Source organism: Dysgonomonas termitidis (genome assembly GCF_042654545.1).
Classification (GTDB): Bacteria; Bacteroidota; Bacteroidia; order Bacteroidales; family Dysgonomonadaceae; genus Dysgonomonas; species Dysgonomonas termitidis.
Genome location: NZ_JBHSGN010000118.1, coordinates 16,413 through 40,524, shown reverse-complemented (window position 1 = coordinate 40,524; position 24,112 = coordinate 16,413). Strand labels below are relative to the sequence as shown.

The window sequence follows — 24,112 nt, the reverse complement described above, 5'->3', positions numbered from 1 at the left end:
TTGCTTATTCAGGCTTATTGCGGGATTGAGGATTTTCTCTGTTTTCTTTGAATCGTTCACCGAAGGAATGTGCAGCTCTCATATGTTCACGGATATAGTCGCGACGTTCGTCCCGGGACATACCTTTCATACGTTCTCTCAGGTCGTGAAAGTGACGATGGTCATGATGGCCCCGCCCTCTGAAAAAATGGCCTTTTCCAAACCGCCCGAATCCTCCGAGCAACAGGCGGCACAATATCATCAAACCTGCGGCCTGCCAGTAATTTATTGTGGTCCAGCCTATGATGGACGGGATCAATGCATTCCAGAGTAACATGACTATGGCTATGGACGCGGCAAACACCGCTATAAATATCAATATACCTAAAAACTTCTTTTTCTTATTCATCTTATTTTATGTTATTATGCTGTTATTAATTCTATTGCATCCGAAGGGCATACAAACTTACACTTCCCGCATCCGGCACATCTTTCGGGATATTCCACTGTCGCATAACTGCGTCCGTCTTTGTATGTCATGCCGATAACTTTACGGCGGCATTTTTCCACACACTTTTCGCAGCCGGTGCATTTTCGTTCGAATATTTGTAAAGATATGACTTCACGGCTTCTTCTGTTAAACATTTCATACTTGTTTTTATTTTCATACTCATTTTTATAAGTAAGATGCATCTCTATAAATTATGACGAACAGGGCGAAAAAATATTTTAAATTATTTCTTTTTTTCATTATAGTACCGAATACTTATTGGCTCCGCTGGTTTTACCTCACCTTCGCTTCGGCGATTGAAAATTCAAAAAGGTAACAGATATATCAGTTAACAGTAAACAGTTAGCAGTAAACAGTGAACAGTGAACTAACTTGTAACTCGTAACTGCCCGAAGGGCACAGTAACTTGTAACTGTTAAAAGGTAACAAAGGTTACACTTTTTTACTTATTACTTTTTACCCTCTCTGTAAGTCCTCTTTGGGCAGGGCTGTTAAGTTCTAATTTTTTATACCCTCTGTGTCATGTTGAACGGAGTGAAACATCTCGTTTCTCAGGGTCGAGATCCTTCGTTCCACTCAGAAACAACGTTCGGCAGAGCGAAGCGGAGCCAATGACAGCAGAAAATAACAGAACAAAGTCGAGAACTTAACAGCCCTGCCCTTGGGGGATTGAGGGTCCTGCTGGCGCGGACTTCCAGTCCGTGTCTTGTTGACGGTGCAAAAATGTTTGCTACGCAACACACAGACGGGACGTCTGCGCGAGCGGGCAAGGTAACAAAGGTTACACTTGTTTCAGTGAACAGTAAACAGTCATCAGTTAACAACTTGTATCTCGTATATTGTTTACTTGCATCTCGTTTACTTGTAACTCGTAACTGCCCTAGGGCGAAGAAATAACATTCGCCGAAGCGAAGGCGAGGCAAACTCGTAACTGCTTTAATCAATACATCAAAGAGCTATCAGCCAACAGCTAAAGGCTATCGGCTCTTATTCTATAGATAAAGTTTTTTATTACCCGTTATTTATTTTTACACGATTCTTCATTCCTTATATGAATCTATATCCTTCACAATAAAAACATGCCCTACAACATATTTTCACTTCACTAAACAGACCAAATTTCTGTAAATAAATAATTTATAAACACAAATACAAATTATGTGTGCGCACACGCATTGCATAATTGATAAAAATAATTACTTTTGCATAAAAGTGTGTGCGCACACAAACAGTTTTTCTCTGAAATATGAAAAAGGATAATAGTAATATACGAATTGTAGATATCGCCAAACTAGCAGGAGTTTCTACCGGCACCGTAGACAGGGTACTCCACAACCGCGGACGGGTATCGGAAGAAAAGCGCGTGAAAGTAGAAGCCATCCTGAAAGAAATTAATTACGAACCTAATCTCGTAGCACGTTTCCTCGCATCAAAACGTAGTTACAAGTTTGCCGTTATCGCCCCTACCTATTCAGACGGGGATTATTGGGAGCTTGTCTGTGACGGCATAAATCGTGCCGGAGATGAAATGAGAAAATTCAATATCAGTGTCGAATACTTCCATTTCAACCAATACGACCGTTTCTCTTTTCTGAAAGCCGCTGAAAAGTTTAAAGAAAAAGAATTTGACGGAGTATTACTGGCCACCCTTTTCGGCGAACTTGTCGTAAACCTGTCGAAAGAACTTGATGAAAAAGGTATATCATATATATATATTGACTCGGATATCCAGAAACAGAAAGATCTGGCATACTTCGGCGGAGATTCTTTCGGAAGCGGCAATATAGCAGCGAAGCTACTTCTGAAAGAGATAGGCCTCGACGCCGATATTTTCATCGCGCATATACGGTTCAAGTATAAAGAAATATCGGTACAGATGAAAACCCGCGAACAGGGATTTATGAAATGTCTTACCCAATCTGACTATAAGGGTAAAATACATCATGTGGAAATTGATCCGGACAACCACCCTGCCGGGCTGGAAAAGCTGGAAAATATCTTATTGCAAAGCAACACCCTGGTGGGCGGCATAGTCTTAAACTCGCGGATTTACGAACTTATAGCGCTGCTGGAAAAGGCCAGGCCGGCTTTACGTGAAAGGGTCCGCCTTGTTGGCCATGACGCTATAGAACGCAATGTGAGGGCCCTCAAAAACGGCGGGATTTCATTCATACTTTCCCAACGGCCCGAACTGCAAGGATATGACGCTATCAAAGCACTGGCAAATTACTTCCTGTTTAAACAAGAACCGGAAAAAACCAACTTTATGCCCATAGATATACTGATAAAAGAAAACGTAGATTATTATAACAACTATAAATTATAAATATGAAAAAAGACTTATTTGACATTCAGGGGAAAGTAGTGGTCATTACCGGAGGTTGTGGCGTACTGGGAACAGATATTGCAATATATCTGGCTGCACAGAATTGTAAAGTGGTAATATTGGACAGATTGCAGGACAAAGGCGACGAATTGGTGGCTAAGATCAAAGCCGATGGGGGCGATGCCATTTTCCTGCTTACCGACGTGTTGAAAAAAGAAGTATTGGAGCAGAACAGTACCGATATACTCAAAACATACGGACGTATCGATGTACTTATAAATGCAGCCGGTGGAAATATGCCCGGGGCAACCATTCCGCCCGATAAAAACATTTTCGACCTGAATATCGACGACTTCAGAAAAGTTGTAGACCTTAACCTTTTCGGAACTGTGATCCCGTCTATGGTATTTGCTAAATCGATGGTCGATAACGGACAGGGGAACATTATAAACTTCGCATCCGAGTCGGCGCTTCGTCCGCTTACCCGTGTTGCCGGTTATGGCGCGGCTAAGGCGGCTGTGGCCAGCTTTACCAAATATCTTGCGGGCGAACTCAGTATTAAATTCGAAGGCGATTACAGGGTAAATGCCCTGGTTCCGGGGTTCTTCGTAACCAATCAGAACCGCGATTTGCTCATCAATCCTGATGGTTCGTACACCGACCGTTCCAAAACAATTCTGGCTCACACTCCTTTCGGACGATTCGGAGATGCTAACGAGTTGCTGGGATCTGTTCATTACCTGATAAGTGACGCTTCTAAATTCGTAACCGGAACGATGCTCGTAATTGACGGCGGATTTGATGCGTTCTCTATTTAATCAGCAAATCAGCATATTCGGAAATCTGATAATTATATCTATAAGAATTTGCTAATCTGCACATTTACTAATTTACTAATTACTCATATATGATATTAAGCGAACAAACATGGCGCTGGTACGGGCCAAACGACCCAGTATCATTAGCAGACATAAGGCAAGCCGGAGCAACCGGAATCGTTACGGCCCTGCACCACATCAAAAATGGTGAAGTATGGACTGTGGAAGAAATACAAAAGCGTAAAGATATTATCGAAAAGGCAGGACTGGCATGGTCGGTAGTAGAAAGTATTCCCGTACATGAACATATCAAGACACAGGAAGGGAATTACAAGCAATACATCGAAAACTATAAAGAAAGTATACGCAACCTGGCTAAATGCGGTGTAAAGATTATCACATATAACTTTATGCCCGTACTGGACTGGACACGCACCGACCTGGCATATACCATGCCCGACGGGTCTAAAGCCCTGCGCTTCGAGCGCGCCGCGTTTATGGCTTTCGAATTGTTCATATTGAAACGTCCGGGTGCGGAAAAAGAATATTCAGCCGGAGATATTGCAAAAGCGAAGGCACGCTATGAAAGCATGTCTCAAGCAGAAAAAGATCTTTTGGTACGTAATATGATAGCCGGACTGCCCGGTGCCGAAGAAAGCTTTACCCTTCAGGAATTTCAGGCTCAACTCGACAGATACAAGAATGTAGATGCTGAAACATTAAGGAAAAACCTGATATACTTTGTCAGTGAAATAGCGCCTGTAGCCGACGAAGTGGACGCGGTACTGGCTATTCACCCCGACGATCCTCCCTACCCTATCCTCGGTCTTCCGCGCATACTTAGCACCGAATCGGATTTCAATAAGCTGGTAGAAGCCGTACCGAACAAATCGAACGGGCTGTGCTTCTGTACCGGTTCATTTGGCGTAAGAGCGGACAACGACCTGCCGAACATGATAAAACGACTTGGCGACAGGGTAAACTTTGTTCACCTGCGCTCCACCCAGCGCGACAGGGAAGGCAACTTCTACGAAGCGAACCACCTGGAAGGGGATGTGGACATGTACAACGTAATGAAAGGATTTTTGGAAGTTCAGCAAAAACGTAACATTTCCATACCTTTCCGCCCCGATCACGGGCATCAGATGATCGACGACCTGAACAAAAAAACAAATCCGGGATACTCATGTATCGGCCGCCTCAGGGGACTAGCCGAACTTAGAGGCCTTGAACTGGGAATAGCGAAAACATTGTATATAATATAAATAAGCTGTTAGCCATTAGTCACCAGCTGTTAGCCGATAAAGGTCTGACAGCCGGTGGCTAAGAGCTAAAAGCTAAAAGCTAAAAATATGAAACAATTTTTAGACGATAACTTCGTATTGCAGAATGAAACGGCAGAGTATCTGTATCATCAGCATGCAAAACATCTGCCCATAATAGACTACCATTGCCACCTGGACCCAAAACTGGTTGCGGAAGATTATCAGTTCGACAATCTCGGTGAAATATGGCTGGGTGGCGACCACTACAAATGGCGCGCGATGCGTACCAACGGAGTGGATGAACGCTACTGTACCGGAAAAGACACCAGCGATTGGGAGAAATTTGAGAAATGGGCCGAAACAGTCCCTTATACGATGCGCAACCCGCTTTACCACTGGACACATCTGGAACTAAAGACGGGATTCGGCGTAACAAAAATACTGAAACCCGAAACAGCAAAAGAAATTTTCGACGAATGTACAGCAAAGCTCCGCACCCCGGAATTCTCGGCTCGCGGACTAATGAAACATTATAATGTAGAAGCTGTTTGTACGACAGACGACCCTATCGATTCGCTGCAATATCACATCGCTTTGAAAAATGAAGGATTCTCTGTCAAAGTGCTTCCTACATGGCGTCCCGATAAGGCTATGGCTGTTGAGATTCCTGACGCGTTCAGGGGATATGTGGAAAAACTATCGGAAGTGTCGGGCGTAGCCATCAGCGATTACAGCGACCTCATTGCGGCTTTGCGAAAACGTCACGATTTCTTTGCCGGAGCCGGTTGTAAACTATCCGACCACGGTATCGAAGAATTCTATGCCGAAGATTACACGCAAAGCGAAATCGACGCTATCTTCAATAAAGTATATGGAGGCAAAGAACTTACACATGATGAAATCATCAGGTTCAAGTCGGCTATGCTTGTCGAAGGCGCGATTATGGACTGGGAAAAAGGCTGGACACAGCAGTTCCACTATGGCGCTATCCGCAACAATAATACACGCCTGTTTAAAAAATTAGGGCCGGATACTGGTTTTGATTCTATCGGGGATTTTAGTGTGGCCAAAGCCATGTCGAAATTCCTCAACAGGCTGGATACAGACAATAAGCTGGCGAAAACAATCATCTACAACCTGAATCCCCGCGACAATGACCTGATCGCTACCATGATCGGGAACTTCCAGGATGGCTCTGTTGCCGGTAAAATACAATTCGGTTCGGGATGGTGGTTCCTCGATCAGAAAACAGGCATGGAAGCGCAGATGAACTCATTGTCTAATCTCGGCTTGTTGAGCCGGTTTGTAGGTATGCTGACAGATTCGCGCAGCTTCCTGTCATATCCTCGTCACGAATATTTCCGCCGCATATTGTGTAATCTGATAGGAACAGATGTAGAACAAGGCCTGCTGCCTTCATCGGAATTGGATTTTCTGGGCAAACTGGTTGAAAACGTATCATATTATAACGCAAAAGAATTTTTTAAATTTTAACAAAGTAAGTTTCAAGATTATAGAATATGAGTATTTATATTTTTCCCGTATAAAATCTTGAAATCCCAAAACAATAAATCACATAATAACAAAAGATAAAGAAATGAAAACAGTAATTGAAGAACGTTGGGGGACGCATCCCGATGACGTAAAGCATTACGACACCGCACAATTGCGGAAAGAGTTTTTAGTAGAAAAATTATTTGAGGCCGATAGTGTACTGATGACCTATACACACAACGACCGCCTGATAATCGGAGGCGCCCTGCCGGTGAAAGAGGCCCTGAAACTGGAAACGGCAGACCTTATCCGTTCAGAATATTTCTGTGAGCGTCGCGAACTGGGTATCATCTGTATCGAAGGTGAAGGAGTAGTCACTGTAGACGGAAAAGATTATAGTATGGGATTCAAGGATGCCGTATATGTTGGCCGTGGCTCCAAAGAAGTTATTTTCAAAAGTAACGATGAGGCCAAACCCGCAAAATATTACTTTGCCTCTTCTCCGGCACATAAAGAATATCCCACAGCACAGATCACATCGTCTATGCGCCGTACAAGGGATTTGGGTGTGCCTGCTACATCCAACGAACGTTTGCTGAACCAGATCATATTGAGCGAGATCGTTCCTTGCTGCCAGTTGCAGATGGGTATGACCGAAATCAAGGAAGGAAGCGTATGGAACACGATGCCTCCTCATACACACTCGCGCCGTATGGAAGCATATTTTTATTTCAAAGTTCCTGCACAGCAGGCTGTATGTCACTTTATGGGGCAGCCTCAGGAAACGCGCCATATCTTTATGGGTAACGAACAGGCTGTTATTTCCCCGTCATGGTCTATACATTCGGCTGCGGGAACAAGCAACTATACGTTTATCTGGGCTATGTGCGGCGAAAACCTCGATTATGACGATATGGACACTTTCACTGCCGATAAATTGCGTTAAGTAAAATTTAGAGATTTAATAGTTTAAAAAATTAAACAAAATAGGCAACATCTTATAGTTTAATACTTAAATATTTAAACCTTAAACAATTAAATAAACGAGTATATGAAAAAAATATTTAGTTTCTTTCTTTCCGTTATATTCCTGTTCTCTTGTTCGTCAAACAAAGAGATGAATATAACTGTAGAGAACACAAGCGGCTTTGACCGTGTGGCCGATTTGGTAGAGATTCCGTTAGATAGCATCAAAGCGAAAATAAAATTGACCGATAGTGCTGTTTATGTAGTAAAAAACAGCGCCGGTGAAATCATTCCGTCTCAGGTAACATACGACAGGAAGCTTATTTTCCAGCCGGAACTGAAAGCCAAAGAATCGAAAAGCTTTATTATCACCACCGATACTGCGCAAACATATGCCCCTAAAACATACGGACGCTTCATCACCGAACGCAAAGATGACTTTGCATGGGAAAATGACCGTGTGGCGTTCCGTATCTACGGCCCTGCGCTGATAGAAATAGACGGCCCGAGCAACGGTATCGACGCATGGTACAAGCGTACAAACAACCTGATCATCGACAAATGGTATAAAGCCGACCTTGCCGGAGAAGCATCATATCACGAAGATCATGGCGAAGGACAGGATGATTATAAAGTAGGACGCTCACTGGGTGCCGGGGCAATGGCTCCGTATGTAAATGACAAATTGTGGCTGAATGAAAATTTTGCTTCGGAAGAATTGCTGGATAATGGTCCCCTCCGTACAACCTTCAAACTGACTTATAAAAATCTGAATGTAGATGGAAAGTCTGTAGCGGAAAACCGTACTATATCAATTGATGCAGGTTCCCAATTGTCTAAGATCGTACAGGCTTATACAATAAAAGAACCTATGCCGGTAGCAGCAGGAATCGTAAAAAGAGAGAAAAACGACTCTATTATCTCTTCGGATAAATACGTAGTATATGCCGAACCGAAGAGCGATATGGTAGACAATGTATATCTGGCATTGGTTTTTCCTCAGGGTATAGATAAATCAATTGTAGACACATACACTATAGACAACCCTAAGACAAAGAAGAAAGACGCATATTCGCATGTATTGGCGATAACTACCCAGCAACCGAATATTCCTGTAACTTATTACAGTGGTTACGGATGGTCTAAATTCGGGTTCGCGACAGTTGCCGATTTCGAAAACTATATAAAAGAATTTTCAGAAGGGTTGGACAATCCTCTTGTTATAACATATAATAAATAATTCAGACTTAAGCACTCTATGAAGAAAGTAGTAACATTCGGAGAAATCATGCTGCGTTTGACAGCTCCCGGATACCAGAGATTTATACAATCTAATAACTTGAACGCCACATTCGGCGGAGGCGAGGCTAATGTTGCCGTATCGTTGTCTAACTACGGTATTCCTACCGATTTTGTAACCCGCCTGCCTAAAAATGATATTGCGGAATGGTGTATTTCCGACCTCCGTAAATATAATGTAGGTGTGAACAATATCATCCGTGGCGGTGACCGTGTCGGTATCTATTTCCTTGAAACGGGGGCCGTGGCACGTGCATCGAAAGTAATTTACGACAGGGCCAATTCAGCTATTGCCGACATCAAGCCGGGGATGGTGGACTGGAAAGAAGTATTCAAAGACGCGCAATGGTTTCACTGGACAGGTATCACTCCTGCTATATCGCAGGGCGCAGCAGACGCATGCCTGGAAGCGATCAAAGTTGCGAACGAAATGGGAGTAACCGTTTCTACAGACCTCAACTATCGCAAAAACTTGTGGAAGTACGGCAAAAATGTAACGGAGGTTATGCCTGCACTTGTAGAAGGTTGTGATATAATCCTTGGTAACGAAGAGGATGCTGAGAAAGTGTTCGGTATCAAACCGGAAGGCTTCGATGTAGCTCATACCGGCGGAGAAGTGAACGCTGCCGAGTTTGAATCGGTATGTACGCAAATGATGAAACGCTTCCCCCGTGCCAAGAAAGTGATCATTACGCTTCGTGGCTCTATCAATGCCAACCATAACACATGGGGAGGATGTCTGTATTCAGATAAGTTGTATCAATCGAAACGTTATGACATCACACATATCGTAGACCGTGTAGGTGGAGGTGACTCTTTTATGGGCGGACTTATCTACGGACTTATCTCTTATCCGGATGATGATCAGAAAGCACTGGAATTTGCAGTAGCTGCATCGTGTCTGAAACATACTGTATATGGAGATTTCAACCTTGTTACTGTTTCGGAGGTGGAGAACCTGATGAAAGGTGACGGCTCGGGAAGGGTATCGAGATAAATAAACAGATACGAGTAGACAAGATACAAGTAAACGAGTTGACTCGTATCTCGTATCTTGTTAACTTGTTAACTAATAAAATAAAAATATGCAAAATCAATTTTCATTAAACGGAAAAATAGCTTTAATTACCGGAGCATCTTACGGCATCGGTTTTTCTATCGCTTCCGCACTGGCAAAAGCAGGTGCTACTATTGTTTTCAACGATCTGAAACAAGAGTTTGTGGATAAAGGTCTGGCCTCATATGAAGAAGCCGGAATAAAAGCCAAAGGTTATGTATGTGATGTGACCAGCGAAGAACAAGTAAATGCAATGGTTGCGCAGATAGAAAAAGAAGTGGGCGTTATCGACATCCTCGTAAATAATGCAGGTATCATCAAACGCATCCCGATGATAGAAATGAGCGCTGCCGAATTCCGTCAGGTTATAGATGTGGACCTCAATGCACCGTTTATCGTTGCAAAAGCTGTTATACCGGGCATGATAAAAAAAGGTCATGGTAAGATTATCAATATTTGTTCTATGATGAGCGAACTCGGCCGCGAAACGGTATCGGCTTATGCTGCCGCCAAAGGTGGTCTGAAAATGCTCACCCGCAATATCGCATCCGAATACGGAGAATACAACATTCAATGTAACGGTATCGGACCGGGTTATATTGCAACTCCTCAGACTGCTCCTCTACGTGAGAAACAGGCTGACGGCTCGCGCCATCCGTTCGATTCATTTATCATAGCAAAAACTCCTGCCGCACGTTGGGGAACTCCGGAAGACCTCGATGGTCCGGCAGTATTCCTCGCATCACAAGCTTCGGATTTCGTAAACGGGCATGTATTGTATGTAGACGGAGGTATATTGGCTTATATTGGTAAGCAACCGTAAATGAATTAAAAGTGAAAAGTGAAAAACTAAAAATATGTATCAGTAGTTTTTTACTTTTCACTTCAAATTTTTAAAGATGGATAATAACGAAAATATAATCAAAAAAGAAAAATCAATACTTGTAGTAAAAAGTTATGCTTTTGCTGTCAAGATAGTCAATCTTATTCAGTTTTTACAAAAAGAAAAATCTGAGTATGTATTATCAAAACAGGTTTTGCGTAGTGGTACAGCAGTCGGAGCTTTAATAAGAGAAGCTGAATTTGCCCAAAGCAAATCTGACTTTGTGCATAAATTAAGTATTGCTCTTAAAGAAGCGAATGAAACTGACTATTGGATTTGTCTTTTAAAAGATACCAACTATATATCAGTATCTGAATACGAAAGTTTAGCTTCTGATTGTTCCGAACTAATTTATATTTTGATATCATCTGTTAAAACTGTAAAAAATAACTTAAGTGAGAAATGAAGATTTCTTCCATTTTTCACTTTTCACTTTTAATTTTTCACTTATATGCGTTTCTCAAGGATAAAAGCCTGCCAAGTAATGGCAGAAACCGGAATGGTACCGGTATTTTACCATAGCGACCTCGAAACATCCAAGCAAGTACTGAAAGCTTGTTACGAAGGTGGAGTACGGGCTTTCGAGTTTACCAACCGTGGAGATTTTGCACACGAGATATTCGGCGAACTGAATAAATGGGCAGCAAAAGAATGCCCGGATATGATACTCGGTATCGGCTCAATTGTTGACGCAGGTACCGCTTCTTTGTTTTTACAACTCGGGGCAAACTTTGTGGTAGGTCCGTTGCTCAATCCTGATATCTTTAAGGTATGTAATCGCCGTCAGGTAGCCTATATACCCGGTTGTGGTTCCGTATCGGAAGTAGGTTATGCTCAGGAATTGGGAGCCGAAGTTGTAAAAGTTTTTCCGGGTGACGTTGTAGGCCCTGCTTTTGTAAAAGGGATAAAAGCACCTATGCCATGGTCGAGCCTAATGGTAACAGGCGGGGTAACCCCCACCGAAGAGAACCTGAGTAAATGGTTCGGAGCCGGAGTAACCTGTGTAGGTATGGGATCTAATCTGTTTCCTAAAGATGTGATTGCAGCAAAAGACTGGGGCAAAATAACGGAAATGTGTAAGGATGCACTGGCCATAATAGCTAAAATCAGGAAATAATATAAATCTTAAAACAATTCCATGAATAATCAAAAAATGACAAACTACAGGTGGACCATCTGTGCAATGCTTTTCTTCGCCACGACAGTTAACTATCTGGACAGGCAGGTATTGTCTCTCACCTGGGATGAATTTATCAAGCCGGAGTTCCATTGGGATGAATCCCATTACGGTACAATTACATCTGTATTTTCTTTTGTATATGCAGCTTGTATGTTGTTTGCAGGTCGCTTCATCGACTGGCTGGGCAGTAAGAAAGGGTTCCTCTGGGCTATCGGGGTATGGTCCGTTGGAGCTTGCCTTCATGCTGTCTGCGGACTTGTCACAGAAGCACATGTAGGACTGCATAGCGCTGCCGAACTGGCTGCCGCTACTGGTGAAGTAGCTGTGGTAATTGCGACTTTCAGTATGTATTGCTTCTTATTTGCCCGCTGCGTACTGGCATTAGGAGAAGCCGGGAACTTCCCTGCTGCTATCAAAGTAACCGCTGAGTACTTTCCTAAAAAAGACCGGGCTTATGCCACTTCTATTTTCAACGCCGGGGCTTCGATCGGTGCGTTAGTCGCACCTTTAAGTATTCCTCTATTGGCAAAATTCTGGGGATGGGAAATGGCCTTTATTGTTATCGGTGCGCTAGGTTTTATCTGGATGGGATTCTGGATATTCCTATATGATTCCCCTGCAAAAAGCAAGTATGTGAATAAAGCCGAACTTGAATATATCGAACAAGACAAACATGAAAACGGAACAGTAGATAGCGGAGAAGAGACTGAAGAAAAAAAGATTCCTTTCTGGAAATGTTTCTCTTATAAGCAGACCTGGTCTTTTGCTATCGGTAAATTCATGACCGATGGTGTATGGTGGTTCTTCCTCTTCTGGACTCCATCTTACCTGAACACACAGTTTGGTATTAAAACTTCCGAAGGACTGGGAATAGCGCTAATCTTTACACTGTATGCGATTACCATGTTATCCATTTTCGGCGGAAAATTACCGACCATCATTATGAATAAAACAGGATTGAACCCATATGCCGCACGAATGAGGGCGATGTTAATATTCGCATTCTTCCCGCTAGTGGTCTTATTCGCTCAACCATTAGGTACAATTTCGCCCTGGTTGCCTGTGATAATGATAGGTATCGGAGGTGCAGCCCACCAGTCGTGGTCGGCCAACATCTTCTCTACGGTAGGCGATATGTTCCCTAAAGGAGCGATCGCATCCATTACCGGTATCGGGGGTATGGCCGGAGGTATCGGTTCCATGATATTGCAAAAATCCGCAGGTAACTTATTTGTATATGCAGATGAAACTCAATTGACATTTATGGGATTTGAAGGAAAACCGGCAGGTTACTTTATTATTTTCTGTGTTTGTGCTGTAGCTTATCTTATAGGCTGGGTCATAATGAAATCATTAGTCCCTAAGTATAAGCCAATCGATAATATTTAACCGGATACGACAATATACAAAACAAAAAGCAGAAGAATACATTGAGTTTCTTCTGCTTTTTTATTAACTAAAAAGATTAAATTCTACAGTTTTACTTTTTCCAGAGTTTTTCCATATCTTCCAACGTCTTTCCTTTTGTCTCCGGCAAACGCTTCCATACAAACAATGCTGCAAAGATCGCCAATGCTCCGTAGATCCAATATGAGAATCCGTGATTGAACATACCCACCAACGTATCATTCTTGTCCATAATAGGGAATGTCCACGAAATAAGGAAATTCGATACCCACTGTGCAGCTACGGCAATAGACATTACGCTGGAGCGAACCGAGTTCGGGAATATCTCCGCCAGCATCACCCAGCAAACAGGTCCCCACGACATGGCAAACCCGGCTGTGTATGTAAGCATGAACACAAGTTTAAGTCCTCCCGGAAGGCCTTGCGAAAAGGATGTCCCCAAACCTAACATGGATACGGCCATAACCAAAGCGCCTGTTATCAGCAATGGTTTACGCCCGAATCTGTCCACCGTCAGGATAGCCAGTACAGTAAACGACAGATTGATGATACCGACAATAATTGTCTGCAATAACGCCGAATCGGTACCCGATCCCATACTCTTGAATATTTCAGGAGCATAATACAATACCACGTTGATACCGACGAACTGCTGGAATGCAGATAATAAAACACCTGTCATAATAATAAGGAACCCGTATGACTTGATCGGGACATACAGTGCTATAAGGAAGCTTACAATCATAGATATCTCCAACGCGCTTGGAATCCCCGCCAGAGAAAGGGATATGATGCCGACAACAAACAATATGAGCCATGTCATCATAAAGCGGTAGTAAGGCTTTAGAGATACGGGTTCTTCTTTATCGAAGCTATCCTGTATTTCCTTTATCTCAGCTTTTGCCATTACGCTGCCGACAAGTTTATTGAGGATACCCTCCGCTTGTTGTATACGTCCTTTCATTACCAGCCAGCGCGGAGTTTCTGGTGCGATGAACAGCAACAAAAAGAAAATAGCAGACGGGATTGCCAGTGAGGCAAACATATATCTCCAGCCTGTAGTATGCAGCCACTCGGTATCGCCTTGTTTAGCGATAAAGTAATTGACAAAATACACGATAAGCATACCGAAAATGATAGCAAACTGGTTCAGTCCTACCAGGCTTCCCCGTTTATCCGGTGGAGCGATCTCGGCGATATACATAGGCGACACCATTGAGGCTATACCTACTCCTATCCCACCTATTATACGGTAAAATACAAAATGATATACAAATGAATGGTCGCTTTCGCCAGGCATACGGAAGCCTATTTCGGGCCATGCCGAACCGATAGCTGCCAATAAGAACAAGATAGCAGCCGCAAATAATGCTTTTCTGCGGCCAAAAGTCTGACTTACCCAGCCAGCCATTGCTGCACCGAAGATACAGCCTATCAGCGCACTGCTTATAACAAACCCCTCCATTGCATTTGCTTCATTGAGAGGCAAACCCATAGGGTCTATAAAAAAATGCCTCAGTGACTCCACTGTACCCGATATAACTGCCGTATCGTATCCGAATAGCAGCCCTCCGAGGGTAGCAATGAGCGTGAGTTTTATGGTATATGATTTACTTACTTCGTTATTCATTGGTTCTTTATTAGTTACAGGTTACGAGTTACAAGTTACAAGCAGGCAGGGTTAAGATATACTCGTAACCTGTAACTCGTAACTTGTAACTAACTAATTAAATATACATGTTTACAATAGCTTCATACAGCTCTTGCTTACCGCTTATCTGTTGCGGTTCGCCTACTTTGTGAGCAATTGTGCGCAAATCTTCAAGAGTCAGTTTACCATCTTCGAATGCTTTACCATCTCCATTGTCGAAAGAAGCATAACGATTCTGACGAAGTTTCTTATAATCAGACTTTTCAAGGATATCAGCAGCGATTAAAAGACCACGGGCAAATACATCCATACCCGAAATGTGCGCAATGAACAAATCATCTCTGTCTGTTGAATTACGACGGATCTTAGCATCGAAGTTAACACCGCCATTACCAAGACCTCCTGCCGGAAGCAATACCAGCCAGGCCTGAGCCAGATCGTACAGGTCGATAGGGAACTGGTCTGTATCCCATCCGTTCTGATAGTCGCCTCGGTTAGCGTCGATACTACCCAGAAGCCCTGCATCAACGGCAGCCTGCAATTCATGCTCGAATGTATGGCCTGCCAGTGTGGCATGGTTAACCTCGATATTTACTTTGAAGTCTTTATCCAAACCATAGTTACGAAGGAATCCAATGACAGTCTCTGTATCGAAATCATACTGATGTTTAGTAGGTTCCATCGGTTTAGGTTCAATCAGGAATGTACCTGTAAATCCTTGTTTGCGGGCATAGTCACGGGAGATTGACAGAAAGCGTGCAAGGTGATCTTTTTCACGTTTCATATCCGTATTCAATAAGCTCATATAACCTTCACGACCGCCCCAGAATACATAGTTAGAACCACCCAAAGCGATAGTAGCGTCGATCGCGTTCTTTACCTGAGTAGCTGCACAGGCAACAACGTCAAAATCAGGATTTGTAGACGCTCCGTTCATATAACGCTCATGGCTGAACACATTAGCTGTACCCCACAGAAGTTTAATACCTGAGGCCGCTTGTTTTTCTTTAGCATAATCTACGATAGTTTGTAGATTCTTTTCATACTCTGTCCAGGAACCACCTGCGTCTACTAAGTCTATATCATGGAAACAATAGTATGGTATTCCCATTTTAGTCATAAATTCGAAAGCCGCGTCCATTTTGTATTTGGCATTGCTGATAGCATCATTGCCGATATTCCACGGATGATGGATAGTTGCCCCGCCGAACGGATCGCCGCCGTTAGCGCACAATGTATGCCAGTAAGCCATAGCAAAACGCATCCAGTCTTTCATGCTCTTGCCCATCACTACTTTATTCTCATCGTAGAAACGATAAACTAACGGGTTTTTGCTTTCTTTTCCTTCAAATTTGATTTTTCCGATTCCCGGAAAGAATTCTTTTGTACCTTTTAAAATTTCCATAATTAAATTTGTTATTTAAAATGATTGATCAATGTATAATAATTTTACTTTTTCGCTTCTATCAGGAATGTGTTAATAGACTTCATCTTCATATCCGCGGTCATCATCTGGTCATCTACTTTAATCCTCAGAATCCGGTTGGCATCTTCCTCGTTTGCTGCCACTATCACCACCGAACTGTCAGGATTGAGGAACGCGAGCATGTTTTCATAACTACCTTCAGTAGAAAGACGCTTTGCTCCCGGTTTTATAAAATGGCTGAACTGTTTCATCAGATAATATTCAGGGTTATACCTGTATGTTTTATTTTCCTGATCTACCGAAATCAATGAATTTTGCGGCCATTGCCAGCGGTTGTTTGCAGGGTCTTTATCAAGTGAGATATTCCAGTACATATAAGCAGATATGCCATTGTTAAAGTAATGCTTCATCAAATTCCATATATAGAAACATTGGCTCCATGAATTCTTTCCGTCGCCACACTCACTTTCGGTCTGCATCAGCTTCATTCCGGGATATGTTTCGTGTATCTTGGCAATAGACTCTTTTCCGGCCCATTGGAAGCCGATTTGGGAAATATATTCTCCGCTCTTATTCTGCATGATGGTATCGACCAGCAAAGCATTTCCTCTCTCCATTGTCCCAAACATCACATCTACTCCTATCTCCTTCATTTGCGGCCCCAGATAACCGCCGATAAATGTGCTGAGACCTGCGGCTGTCCATGTACAGGACGGAAATATCTGGCATGAATTAAATTCATTCTGAGGGGCGACCATTCCGATGTTTATGCCTTCATTCTTATAAGCCTCTATAAATTTCCTGAAATATAGGGCATAAGCCTTGAAGTATTCAGGCTCCTGAATAAACATATTTGTTCCTTCCAGATCCTGAGCGGGACTTCCTTCCAGATCATTCACTTTCGGATTCGGCTTACATGCATAATGCTTATTATATTTCATCCATGAAGGCGGACACCAGGGCGATGCCCAGATTTTCACATCAGGATTTATTTTTTGAGCAGCTTTTATGAAAGGTATCAGCGTTTCCTTGTCATTGTCGATAGAAAAGTCTTTCATTTCGAAATCCTTATCCGTTTCATTGTACGAATACCAGTCCCGGGAAAAATCGTTCGCGCCCAAAGGCATGCGGTTGAGCGTAAAATTCATCCCGTCTTCGCTGAACAGGTCTTTTATCACAGCGTCCCGATCTGCATCTTTCAATGCCGAGATAGTAACCCAGCCGAGTTCATTGAAGCACCCGCCAAAACCATCTACGGTCTGTAGATGTTTATCTGTCAATATCGTTACATCAGCTTCAGCAGTTGCCTCTGTCATGACTATCGACGGGTTTTCTACAAAACAGGAATCGGGTGTTGTACTTACCCATTTTACCTGACGGGACTCAGAACACGAACAAACTAAACCGACAAGTCCAATTATACACAATACTTTTTTCATAATTTCCGCTTCTAATTGGTTAACTATTAAATATTATTTTGTCACAAGACTTTTCCAACGCTCATACGCTTCCCTGTATTCCGCCCTATGAGCTGTATCCGGTTCTATCACCGACAATTTTTCGAGCGAAGCGAAAGCCTCTTTATTCGATGCGTACAGCCCGATACCGATACCCGCGCCTTTTGCAGCTCCGGCAGCACCGTCCGTATTGTAGAGTTCTATGGTTGCTCCACTCACACTGGCAAGCGTTTGCGCGAAAACAGGGCTGAGGAACATGTTGGCATAACCGGCTTTTATGGTATGAATATCCATACCCATCCCGCGCATTATCTCCATTCCGTATTCGTATGAGAACACGATGCCTTCCTGAGCTGCGCGGAGTACATCTTTCTTGTCATGTATATTGAAATTAATACCGTGTATAGAACAATTTACATCCTTATTCTCAAGAACACGTTCTGCCCCGTTACCAAACGGGATTATACTTAACCCTTTGGCTCCGACCGGAGATTGAGCAGCCAAGCCGTTCATATCCGCATATGAAAGGCCTTCCAATGCCAGATTACGCTTCAGCCACGAATTGAGGATACCTGTACCGTTGATACACAGCAAAACTCCAAGGCGGGTCAGGGCGGGGGTATAATTAACATGGGCGAATGTATTTACACGCGAAAGTTTATCATAATTGAGTTGATCCAATACGCCATATACAACACCAGATGTTCCGGCCGTAGATGCTATTTCTCCCGGTTCGAATACATTCAGAGACAGCGCATTGTTAGGCTGGTCGCCCGCACGGTAAGAAACAGGAGTACCTTCTTTCAATCCCAGTTCCTTTGCTGCCTCAGCCGACACATTTCCCTGTACGCCAAATATCGGTTTTATCTCAGGGAAAAAGCTTTTCGGTATTCCATAATAGTTGAGTACGTCTTCCGACAATGCATTTGTCTTGAAATCCCAAAAGATACCTTCCGACATACCCTCGATAGTTACCACAATATCTCCTGTAAGTTTCATGCCGATATAGTCGCCAGGAAGCATCAGTTTATCTATTTTTTCAAATACTTGTGGTTCGTTTTCTTTCACCCATGCCAGTTTGGATGCTGTAAAATTACCCGGAGAGTTCAGCAAATGAGAAAGGCATTTTTCTTCACCTATCGCCTTAAAGGCTTTTTCGCCATATGGCACGGCACGGCTATCGCACCAGATAATGGAAGGACGCAGGACATTTTTGTCCTTATCTACCAATACCAATCCATGCATCTGCCAGGTAATACCTATGGCCTGAATATCCTCTCCCTTAGCCCCAGCTTTCTGCATTACCGATTGATGGGCCAGTTTCAGGTTTGTCCACCAGTCGGCAGGGTCTTGTTCCGCCCAGCCTGATTTTACCGCGGTGATTTTCATTTCTTCTTTCGGGAAGAAATCCGATGCAACGATCGTGCCTGTATCGGCTTTTACCAGACAGGCTTTTACAGACGAACTGCCTATGTCGTAACCTAATAAATACATGTTTTTCAAAATTATTAGCCCCCTGTCCCCCAGATGGGGAATAGCCAGAGAGGCAGATTATATACTAGTCTTTCTTTTATTATACTCCTTTTTGTCGAATTTATAGAAGCGGGCAGCCCGGTGAGAAACATCTTTCTGCCTCTCCTCCAATGCCATAACATACGGCATTGCAGCTACCTTTTTATGAAAATTGCGTATATCGATCGCTTTATTGTAGATTGCCTCATACAATTTATGTAACTGGCTTATTGTAAATTTCTGAGGGAGTAGTTCGAAAACAATTGCGGGATCAAATTCTATCCATTGGCGGATCTCGGTCAGGGATTCTTTCACTATCCGGTTATGGTCGAACGGCATTTGTGGAAGTTTGGAGATCGGGCACCACTCTGTCAGTTTATATTTCGAGATATTATTCAGTTTACGGTCCACCTTGGAAAGGGAGAGATAAGCAACGGTTATCAACCTGTTTATATTGGGCTGATAGGCTACATCGAGCCATTTTACATCATCCGGATTCTTTGCACGGTCGGGTGAGGCGAAACAACGGAACTGTTTCAATGACATCCGTTTGATCCCTGTCAATTCAAAAAGAACCCTGTGGGCGGCATCATCTACATCTTCCTCGGTATATATAAGGCTCCCGGGTAATTTCATATCCTTCACCCCTTTTTTATCAGCACCACGCTGAACAAGGAGAATGTTTAGCTGATCGTCTTCAAAGCCAAAGACAACACAGTCTACTGATACATATGTATGGATAAAATTTGCTTTCATGGTATCTTAATCATAGAATGTGATACACGAAAGTACAAATAATATTTACACATCAAACTATTACAGAGAAAAACTTATCGTAAATAATTGTAATACTGCTACTTAAATATCATACACAAGACAATAAGAATACCCGTCATATTGTAATAAATACATTAAGCATCCTTTTACACAAAAGGAGTTACAGGCAAAGATGAGAATTGTATATATATGTTAAAAAAAACAATAAGGCAGAGTGTATTTTTTATTTAAATATTCATTGTATAAATATCTTTTCCGCATTCATACCCCTGTTCATATAAAGAGGTCAGTTTATCCACATCTTTTTCTATGCGGTCTACCAATATGGGTTCTTTCGGACGGATGACGAATATTTGCCCTTTTTCTTCCAGTTTATCAACTAAATCGAGCTGGGCGTTATACAAGCTATTCCGGTTACTTAATGCCTCACGCATAGCCGGATATTTACGATATATGAAAGAAGGTACTTTTATATCTTTGCCTTCCTTGCGGTAGCCTTTGTTGCGGGTAAGTACCACTACGTTTTTGCTGTATCCCTGTTCCATTGCCCGGACAACCGGTACAGAATCGCAGATACCCCCATCGAGCATCGGGATATTATCCACATATGTGATGGGGCATAACAGAGGCAGGCTGCTCGAAGCCTTAACAATATCTATAACACGTTCCTTATTGCTTTTCTCTTCGTAATATTCCGCTTTTCCCGTCAGGCAATTGGATGTCACCATTTCGAAACGGGCGGGAGAAGAGAAATAGGCTTCATAATCGTAGGGAATGATATTATCGGGGAACTCATGGAATAATAAGTCAAAATCCATGATATTGCGTTTCTTAATATAATGTTTGAACCCTATATATTTATATTTAGCCAGCAAGTCGATATTGCTGTATTTGGCACGGCCCCGCTGTTTTGAGATATAAGACAGCCCGTTGCATGCACCGGCAGATACCCCGATTGCGTATGGAAACGTAATATTATTATCCATAAAATAGTCGAGTATGCCACATGTAAAAACCCCGCGCATACCACCGCCTTCCAATACCAGTCCTACATTTGTTGTGTCAGTCATCAGTTATAACATTGATATAATTTCTAAAATTACATATTTTTCCGGACAACAAAAAAGGGAAAAGCCCTGCCCCCGTCATTCATCCGGGGAGCAGGGCTTTTATATATAGAGAAAGAGTGTATACTTCTTATTTCTGGGACATAAGATAATCGCCGTCGTTATTCAGGTGTATCTGCTTTGTTGCAAGCAACTCCCCTTCACTGTCATATATATGCACCAGCTGTTCCGAGCGGCAAGACCACGTGTTTAACTTATCACTCCATTCGGTATAGATAAGATTTATAATCTTTCCCTCACCATTACATTCATAGTCATATTTCTGACTACCGATCCAACCGCCATTACCATCCCATTTATATAAGACTTTTTTCTGAATAAGTCCGTCTGCATTGTAATAATATACAACTTTATCCAACGGACGGCCCATTTCCATATCGTAAGAGATAAGTTCTTTAACTACTCCTGTCGCGGAGATTTCTTCATTGCTATAAACTCTTGTTTTAGGTTCACCTGCATAAAGACTTGTTACTGATAAAAAAGCTGTAAGGACTGAAGTTAAAATAATTGTTTTCATGATTGTATCTTTTATAGTTATTGTTATTTATTTCTTTTCGATTTTTAATCGTTTTCTATTAATATGACGCAACCGGCATGATAATAGTTACAGATTATTTCAATAAAATATTTCATTTAACAATATTTAAATCACTAATAATCAGATGTAATACACAATACATAATAAAATATATACAATAATACTATGTTATACATACTACATAAAATAAAAAATATATTCTGAACAGATAATCACCGGAAAATCAAAACCTTTAACAGCGTGTTACCATTACTGCCAAAGGCTTTGACTTCTCTTTATTATCATTTTATGGCAATTAATTCGCCTGCGGAGTTATAGGTATGAATAAATTCTTTGACATTAGCTGACCAGCTCTTTGATTTTTTATTCCAGTCGGCACGAACTATTTTAGCCACCAGCCCATTATCGTTGTATTCGTAAGTATATTGCTGAAAGTTTGTCCATCCGGAATCGCCATCCCACTTATAAATTGTCTTATTGAATAGCTTATCTGATTTATCATAACTGCAAACTTCCTTCTTAACAGCTTTCAGACCGCTGTCATCAAAGTAAGTATATTCTTTCAATGTACCCCATCCGGTAGGTTCTACATTGGTAAAAATTTTAGGTTCCGGCTCGCCTGCATATAGATTTGTTACAGAGAACAACACAGCTAATATAATGGATAAAAATATCGTTTTCATGATTACACTCTTTTTGGTTTAAAATTTCCTTTTACTGAATTTTATTGAAGCGCTTTCTATTATATATGACGCATATAAAAATAAAACGTTACAGATTCTTGTGGAAAAATAAGGAGATCTTAAAAAAGAACATGTAATTCAATCCGCATTGCTTAATGTTTGATTGCGTATTTCATGAAAATAGATAAAACAAAAGCCTTTGAAATTCTGTAATCAGAATTTCAAAGGCTTAAGTAAGTATATTATATTTTTAATATGCGCGTGCAAATACCACCCGCTGAGCCGACGGCTTACCTGTCACCATACACTTACCCGGTGTTTTACCTCCTTCGAGAGGAATACAACGGATAGTAGCTTTGGTTTCGGCTTTTACCTTTTCTTCTGTTTCGGCTGTTCCATCCCAGTGAGCAAGAATAAAGACACCTTCTTCTATTTTTTCCTTGAATTCGTCATAAGAATCGACAGTGATGGTCTGCGCAGTTCTATGGTCGAAAGCCTTCTTGTATATATTCGCCTGAATTTCATCCAGCAGGTTTTTGATATATACATCAAGTCCGTCGCACGACACAGTCTCCTTTGTCAGTGTATCACGGCGGGCAACTTCTACGGTATTGTTTTCCATGTCGCGCGCACCCATTGCCAGACGTACCGGCACCCCCTTCAATTCGTATTCCGAAAATTTCCAGCCCGGCTTCTTATTATCGGCATTATCATATTTAACACTGATGCCCAATGCTTTCAGCGATTTTACAAGACCATCCACTTTTTCATTGATAAGGGCTAATTGTTCTTCCCCTTTATAGATAGGAACAATTACAACCTGAAACGGAGCGAGTTTTGGAGGAAGCACCAGACCATTATCATCTGAATGTGCCATTATCAATGCGCCTATCAAACGAGTAGAAACGCCCCATGAAGTAGCCCATACATAATCCATTTTACCTTCCTTGTCCGCAAATTTTACATCAAATGCTTTGGCAAAATTCTGGCCTAAGAAGTGTGATGTACCCGATTGCAGAGCCTTACCATCCTGCATCATAGCTTCAATAGTATATGTATCGACAGCTCCTGCAAAACGTTCCGAAGCCGATTTTACACCCTTAATAACAGGCATTGCCATATATTCTTCGGCAAATTGCGCATACACATTCAGCATCTGTACAGTTTCCGCCTCAGCTTCTTCTCTTGTTGCATGAGCGGTATGCCCTTCCTGCCACAAAAATTCGGCTGTACGAAGAAACAGGCGTGTACGCATTTCCCAACGGACAACATTCGCCCACTGGTTTACCAGAATAGGCAAATCACGATAAGACTGTATCCAGTTGCGATAAGTATTCCATATAATAGTCTCTGATGTAGGACGTACAATCAGTTCCTCTTCCAGTTTTGCTTCAGGGTCTACGATTACACCCTTCCCGTCCGGATCGTTCTTCAGGCGGTAATGAGTTACTACAGCACACTCTTTGGCGAAACCTTCCACATGGTCGGCCTCCTTGCTTAAAAATGATTTGGGGATGAAAAGCGGGAAATAAGCATTCATATGCCCTGTTTCTTTGAACATATCGTCCAACTGACGCTGCATTTTTTCCCATATTGCATAGCCATATGGTTTGATCACCATGCAACCACGCACAGCGGAATTCTCCGCTAAATCCGCTTTCAATACCAAATCGAGGTACCACTGACTGTAATCCTTACTTCTTGGTGTCAGTTCTTTTAATTCTTTTGCCATATTTTGTTGAATTTCTCAAAATCG

General features: G+C 42.2%; 22 protein-coding genes. 11 read left to right on the top strand and 11 right to left on the bottom strand.

Annotated elements, in window-relative coordinates; translation table 11 throughout:
• Positions 1 to 4: 4 nt before the first annotated feature.
• Complete coding sequence (locus ACFO6W_RS19535) at positions 5 to 388, bottom strand: Asp23/Gls24 family envelope stress response protein (RefSeq protein WP_379999551.1); 384 nt, start codon at positions 386 to 388, stop codon at positions 5 to 7.
• Between the two features lie 14 nt (positions 389 to 402).
• A complete protein-coding gene (locus ACFO6W_RS19530) occupies positions 403 to 624 on the bottom strand; it encodes a 4Fe-4S binding protein (RefSeq protein WP_379999549.1) in 222 nt (73 codons plus the stop codon).
• 1,112 nt (positions 625 to 1,736) lie between these two features.
• Here ACFO6W_RS19530 and ACFO6W_RS19525 point away from each other — a divergent pair.
• The 11 genes from ACFO6W_RS19525 (at position 1,737) to ACFO6W_RS19475 (ending at position 13,167) form a co-directional block, all read left to right on the top strand.
• Entirely contained in the window at positions 1,737 to 2,816 is a 1,080-nt protein-coding gene (locus ACFO6W_RS19525) for a LacI family DNA-binding transcriptional regulator (RefSeq protein ID WP_379999547.1), read from the top strand.
• Between the two features lie 2 nt (positions 2,817 to 2,818).
• Positions 2,819 to 3,634: an SDR family oxidoreductase gene (locus tag ACFO6W_RS19520; RefSeq protein WP_379999545.1), complete on the top strand. Its 816-nt coding sequence runs from the start codon at positions 2,819 to 2,821 to the stop codon at positions 3,632 to 3,634.
• Between the two features lie 89 nt (positions 3,635 to 3,723).
• Positions 3,724 to 4,899 (top strand): mannonate dehydratase, encoded by a 1,176-nt coding sequence (gene uxuA / locus ACFO6W_RS19515; RefSeq protein ID WP_379999543.1) that lies wholly within the window; start codon positions 3,724 to 3,726, stop codon positions 4,897 to 4,899.
• 87 nt (positions 4,900 to 4,986) lie between these two features.
• A complete protein-coding gene (gene uxaC / locus ACFO6W_RS19510; protein ID WP_379999541.1) occupies positions 4,987 to 6,393 on the top strand; it encodes a glucuronate isomerase in 1,407 nt (468 codons plus the stop codon).
• A 103-nt stretch (positions 6,394 to 6,496) separates the two neighbouring features.
• Positions 6,497 to 7,339: a 5-dehydro-4-deoxy-D-glucuronate isomerase gene (kduI, locus tag ACFO6W_RS19505; RefSeq protein ID WP_379999539.1), complete on the top strand. Its 843-nt coding sequence runs from the start codon at positions 6,497 to 6,499 to the stop codon at positions 7,337 to 7,339.
• Between the two features lie 105 nt (positions 7,340 to 7,444).
• Positions 7,445 to 8,599, top strand: coding sequence for a DUF4861 domain-containing protein (locus ACFO6W_RS19500; protein WP_379999537.1), 1,155 nt, complete (start codon positions 7,445 to 7,447; stop codon positions 8,597 to 8,599).
• A gap of 18 nt (positions 8,600 to 8,617) precedes the next feature.
• A complete protein-coding gene (locus ACFO6W_RS19495) occupies positions 8,618 to 9,655 on the top strand; it encodes a PfkB family carbohydrate kinase (RefSeq protein ID WP_379999535.1) in 1,038 nt (345 codons plus the stop codon).
• 88 nt (positions 9,656 to 9,743) lie between these two features.
• Complete coding sequence (locus ACFO6W_RS19490; protein WP_379999533.1) at positions 9,744 to 10,538, top strand: gluconate 5-dehydrogenase; 795 nt, start codon at positions 9,744 to 9,746, stop codon at positions 10,536 to 10,538.
• Positions 10,539 to 10,614: 76 nt separating this feature from the next.
• Complete coding sequence (locus ACFO6W_RS19485; protein WP_379999531.1) at positions 10,615 to 11,004, top strand: four helix bundle protein; 390 nt, start codon at positions 10,615 to 10,617, stop codon at positions 11,002 to 11,004.
• A gap of 45 nt (positions 11,005 to 11,049) precedes the next feature.
• A complete protein-coding gene (locus ACFO6W_RS19480; RefSeq protein ID WP_379999529.1) occupies positions 11,050 to 11,715 on the top strand; it encodes a bifunctional 4-hydroxy-2-oxoglutarate aldolase/2-dehydro-3-deoxy-phosphogluconate aldolase in 666 nt (221 codons plus the stop codon).
• A gap of 21 nt (positions 11,716 to 11,736) precedes the next feature.
• Positions 11,737 to 13,167 carry an MFS transporter gene (locus tag ACFO6W_RS19475; RefSeq protein ID WP_379999527.1) on the top strand — a complete coding sequence of 477 codons (1,431 nt, stop codon included), beginning with the start codon at positions 11,737 to 11,739 and terminating at the stop codon, positions 13,165 to 13,167.
• 91 nt (positions 13,168 to 13,258) lie between these two features.
• Here the strand turns inward: ACFO6W_RS19475 and xylE are convergent, their stop codons facing one another.
• The 9 genes from xylE to proS all read right to left on the bottom strand — a co-directional run bounded on the left by xylE (position 13,259) and on the right by proS (position 24,088).
• Entirely contained in the window at positions 13,259 to 14,815 is a 1,557-nt protein-coding gene (xylE, locus tag ACFO6W_RS19470) for a D-xylose transporter XylE (RefSeq protein ID WP_379999524.1), read from the bottom strand.
• Positions 14,816 to 14,912: 97 nt separating this feature from the next.
• Positions 14,913 to 16,241: a xylose isomerase gene (xylA, locus tag ACFO6W_RS19465; protein ID WP_379999521.1), complete on the bottom strand. Its 1,329-nt coding sequence runs from the start codon at positions 16,239 to 16,241 to the stop codon at positions 14,913 to 14,915.
• 44 nt (positions 16,242 to 16,285) lie between these two features.
• On the bottom strand, positions 16,286 to 17,701 hold the full coding sequence (locus ACFO6W_RS19460) for a glycoside hydrolase family 30 protein (protein WP_379999518.1): 1,416 nt from the start codon (positions 17,699 to 17,701) through the stop codon (positions 16,286 to 16,288).
• A gap of 33 nt (positions 17,702 to 17,734) precedes the next feature.
• On the bottom strand, positions 17,735 to 19,213 hold the full coding sequence (locus ACFO6W_RS19455) for a xylulokinase (protein WP_379999516.1): 1,479 nt from the start codon (positions 19,211 to 19,213) through the stop codon (positions 17,735 to 17,737).
• A gap of 57 nt (positions 19,214 to 19,270) precedes the next feature.
• Entirely contained in the window at positions 19,271 to 19,987 is a 717-nt protein-coding gene (locus tag ACFO6W_RS19450; RefSeq protein ID WP_379999514.1) for an NUDIX hydrolase, read from the bottom strand.
• 248 nt (positions 19,988 to 20,235) lie between these two features.
• On the bottom strand, positions 20,236 to 21,078 hold the full coding sequence (locus tag ACFO6W_RS19445; protein ID WP_379999512.1) for a patatin-like phospholipase family protein: 843 nt from the start codon (positions 21,076 to 21,078) through the stop codon (positions 20,236 to 20,238).
• 127 nt (positions 21,079 to 21,205) lie between these two features.
• Positions 21,206 to 21,652 (bottom strand): DUF3836 domain-containing protein, encoded by a 447-nt coding sequence (locus ACFO6W_RS19440; RefSeq protein WP_379999510.1) that lies wholly within the window; start codon positions 21,650 to 21,652, stop codon positions 21,206 to 21,208.
• Between the two features lie 302 nt (positions 21,653 to 21,954).
• A complete protein-coding gene (locus ACFO6W_RS19435) occupies positions 21,955 to 22,359 on the bottom strand; it encodes a DUF3836 domain-containing protein (protein ID WP_379999590.1) in 405 nt (134 codons plus the stop codon).
• A 247-nt stretch (positions 22,360 to 22,606) separates the two neighbouring features.
• On the bottom strand, positions 22,607 to 24,088 hold the full coding sequence (gene proS / locus ACFO6W_RS19430) for a proline--tRNA ligase (RefSeq protein WP_379999508.1): 1,482 nt from the start codon (positions 24,086 to 24,088) through the stop codon (positions 22,607 to 22,609).
• Positions 24,089 to 24,112 lie beyond the last annotated feature (24 nt).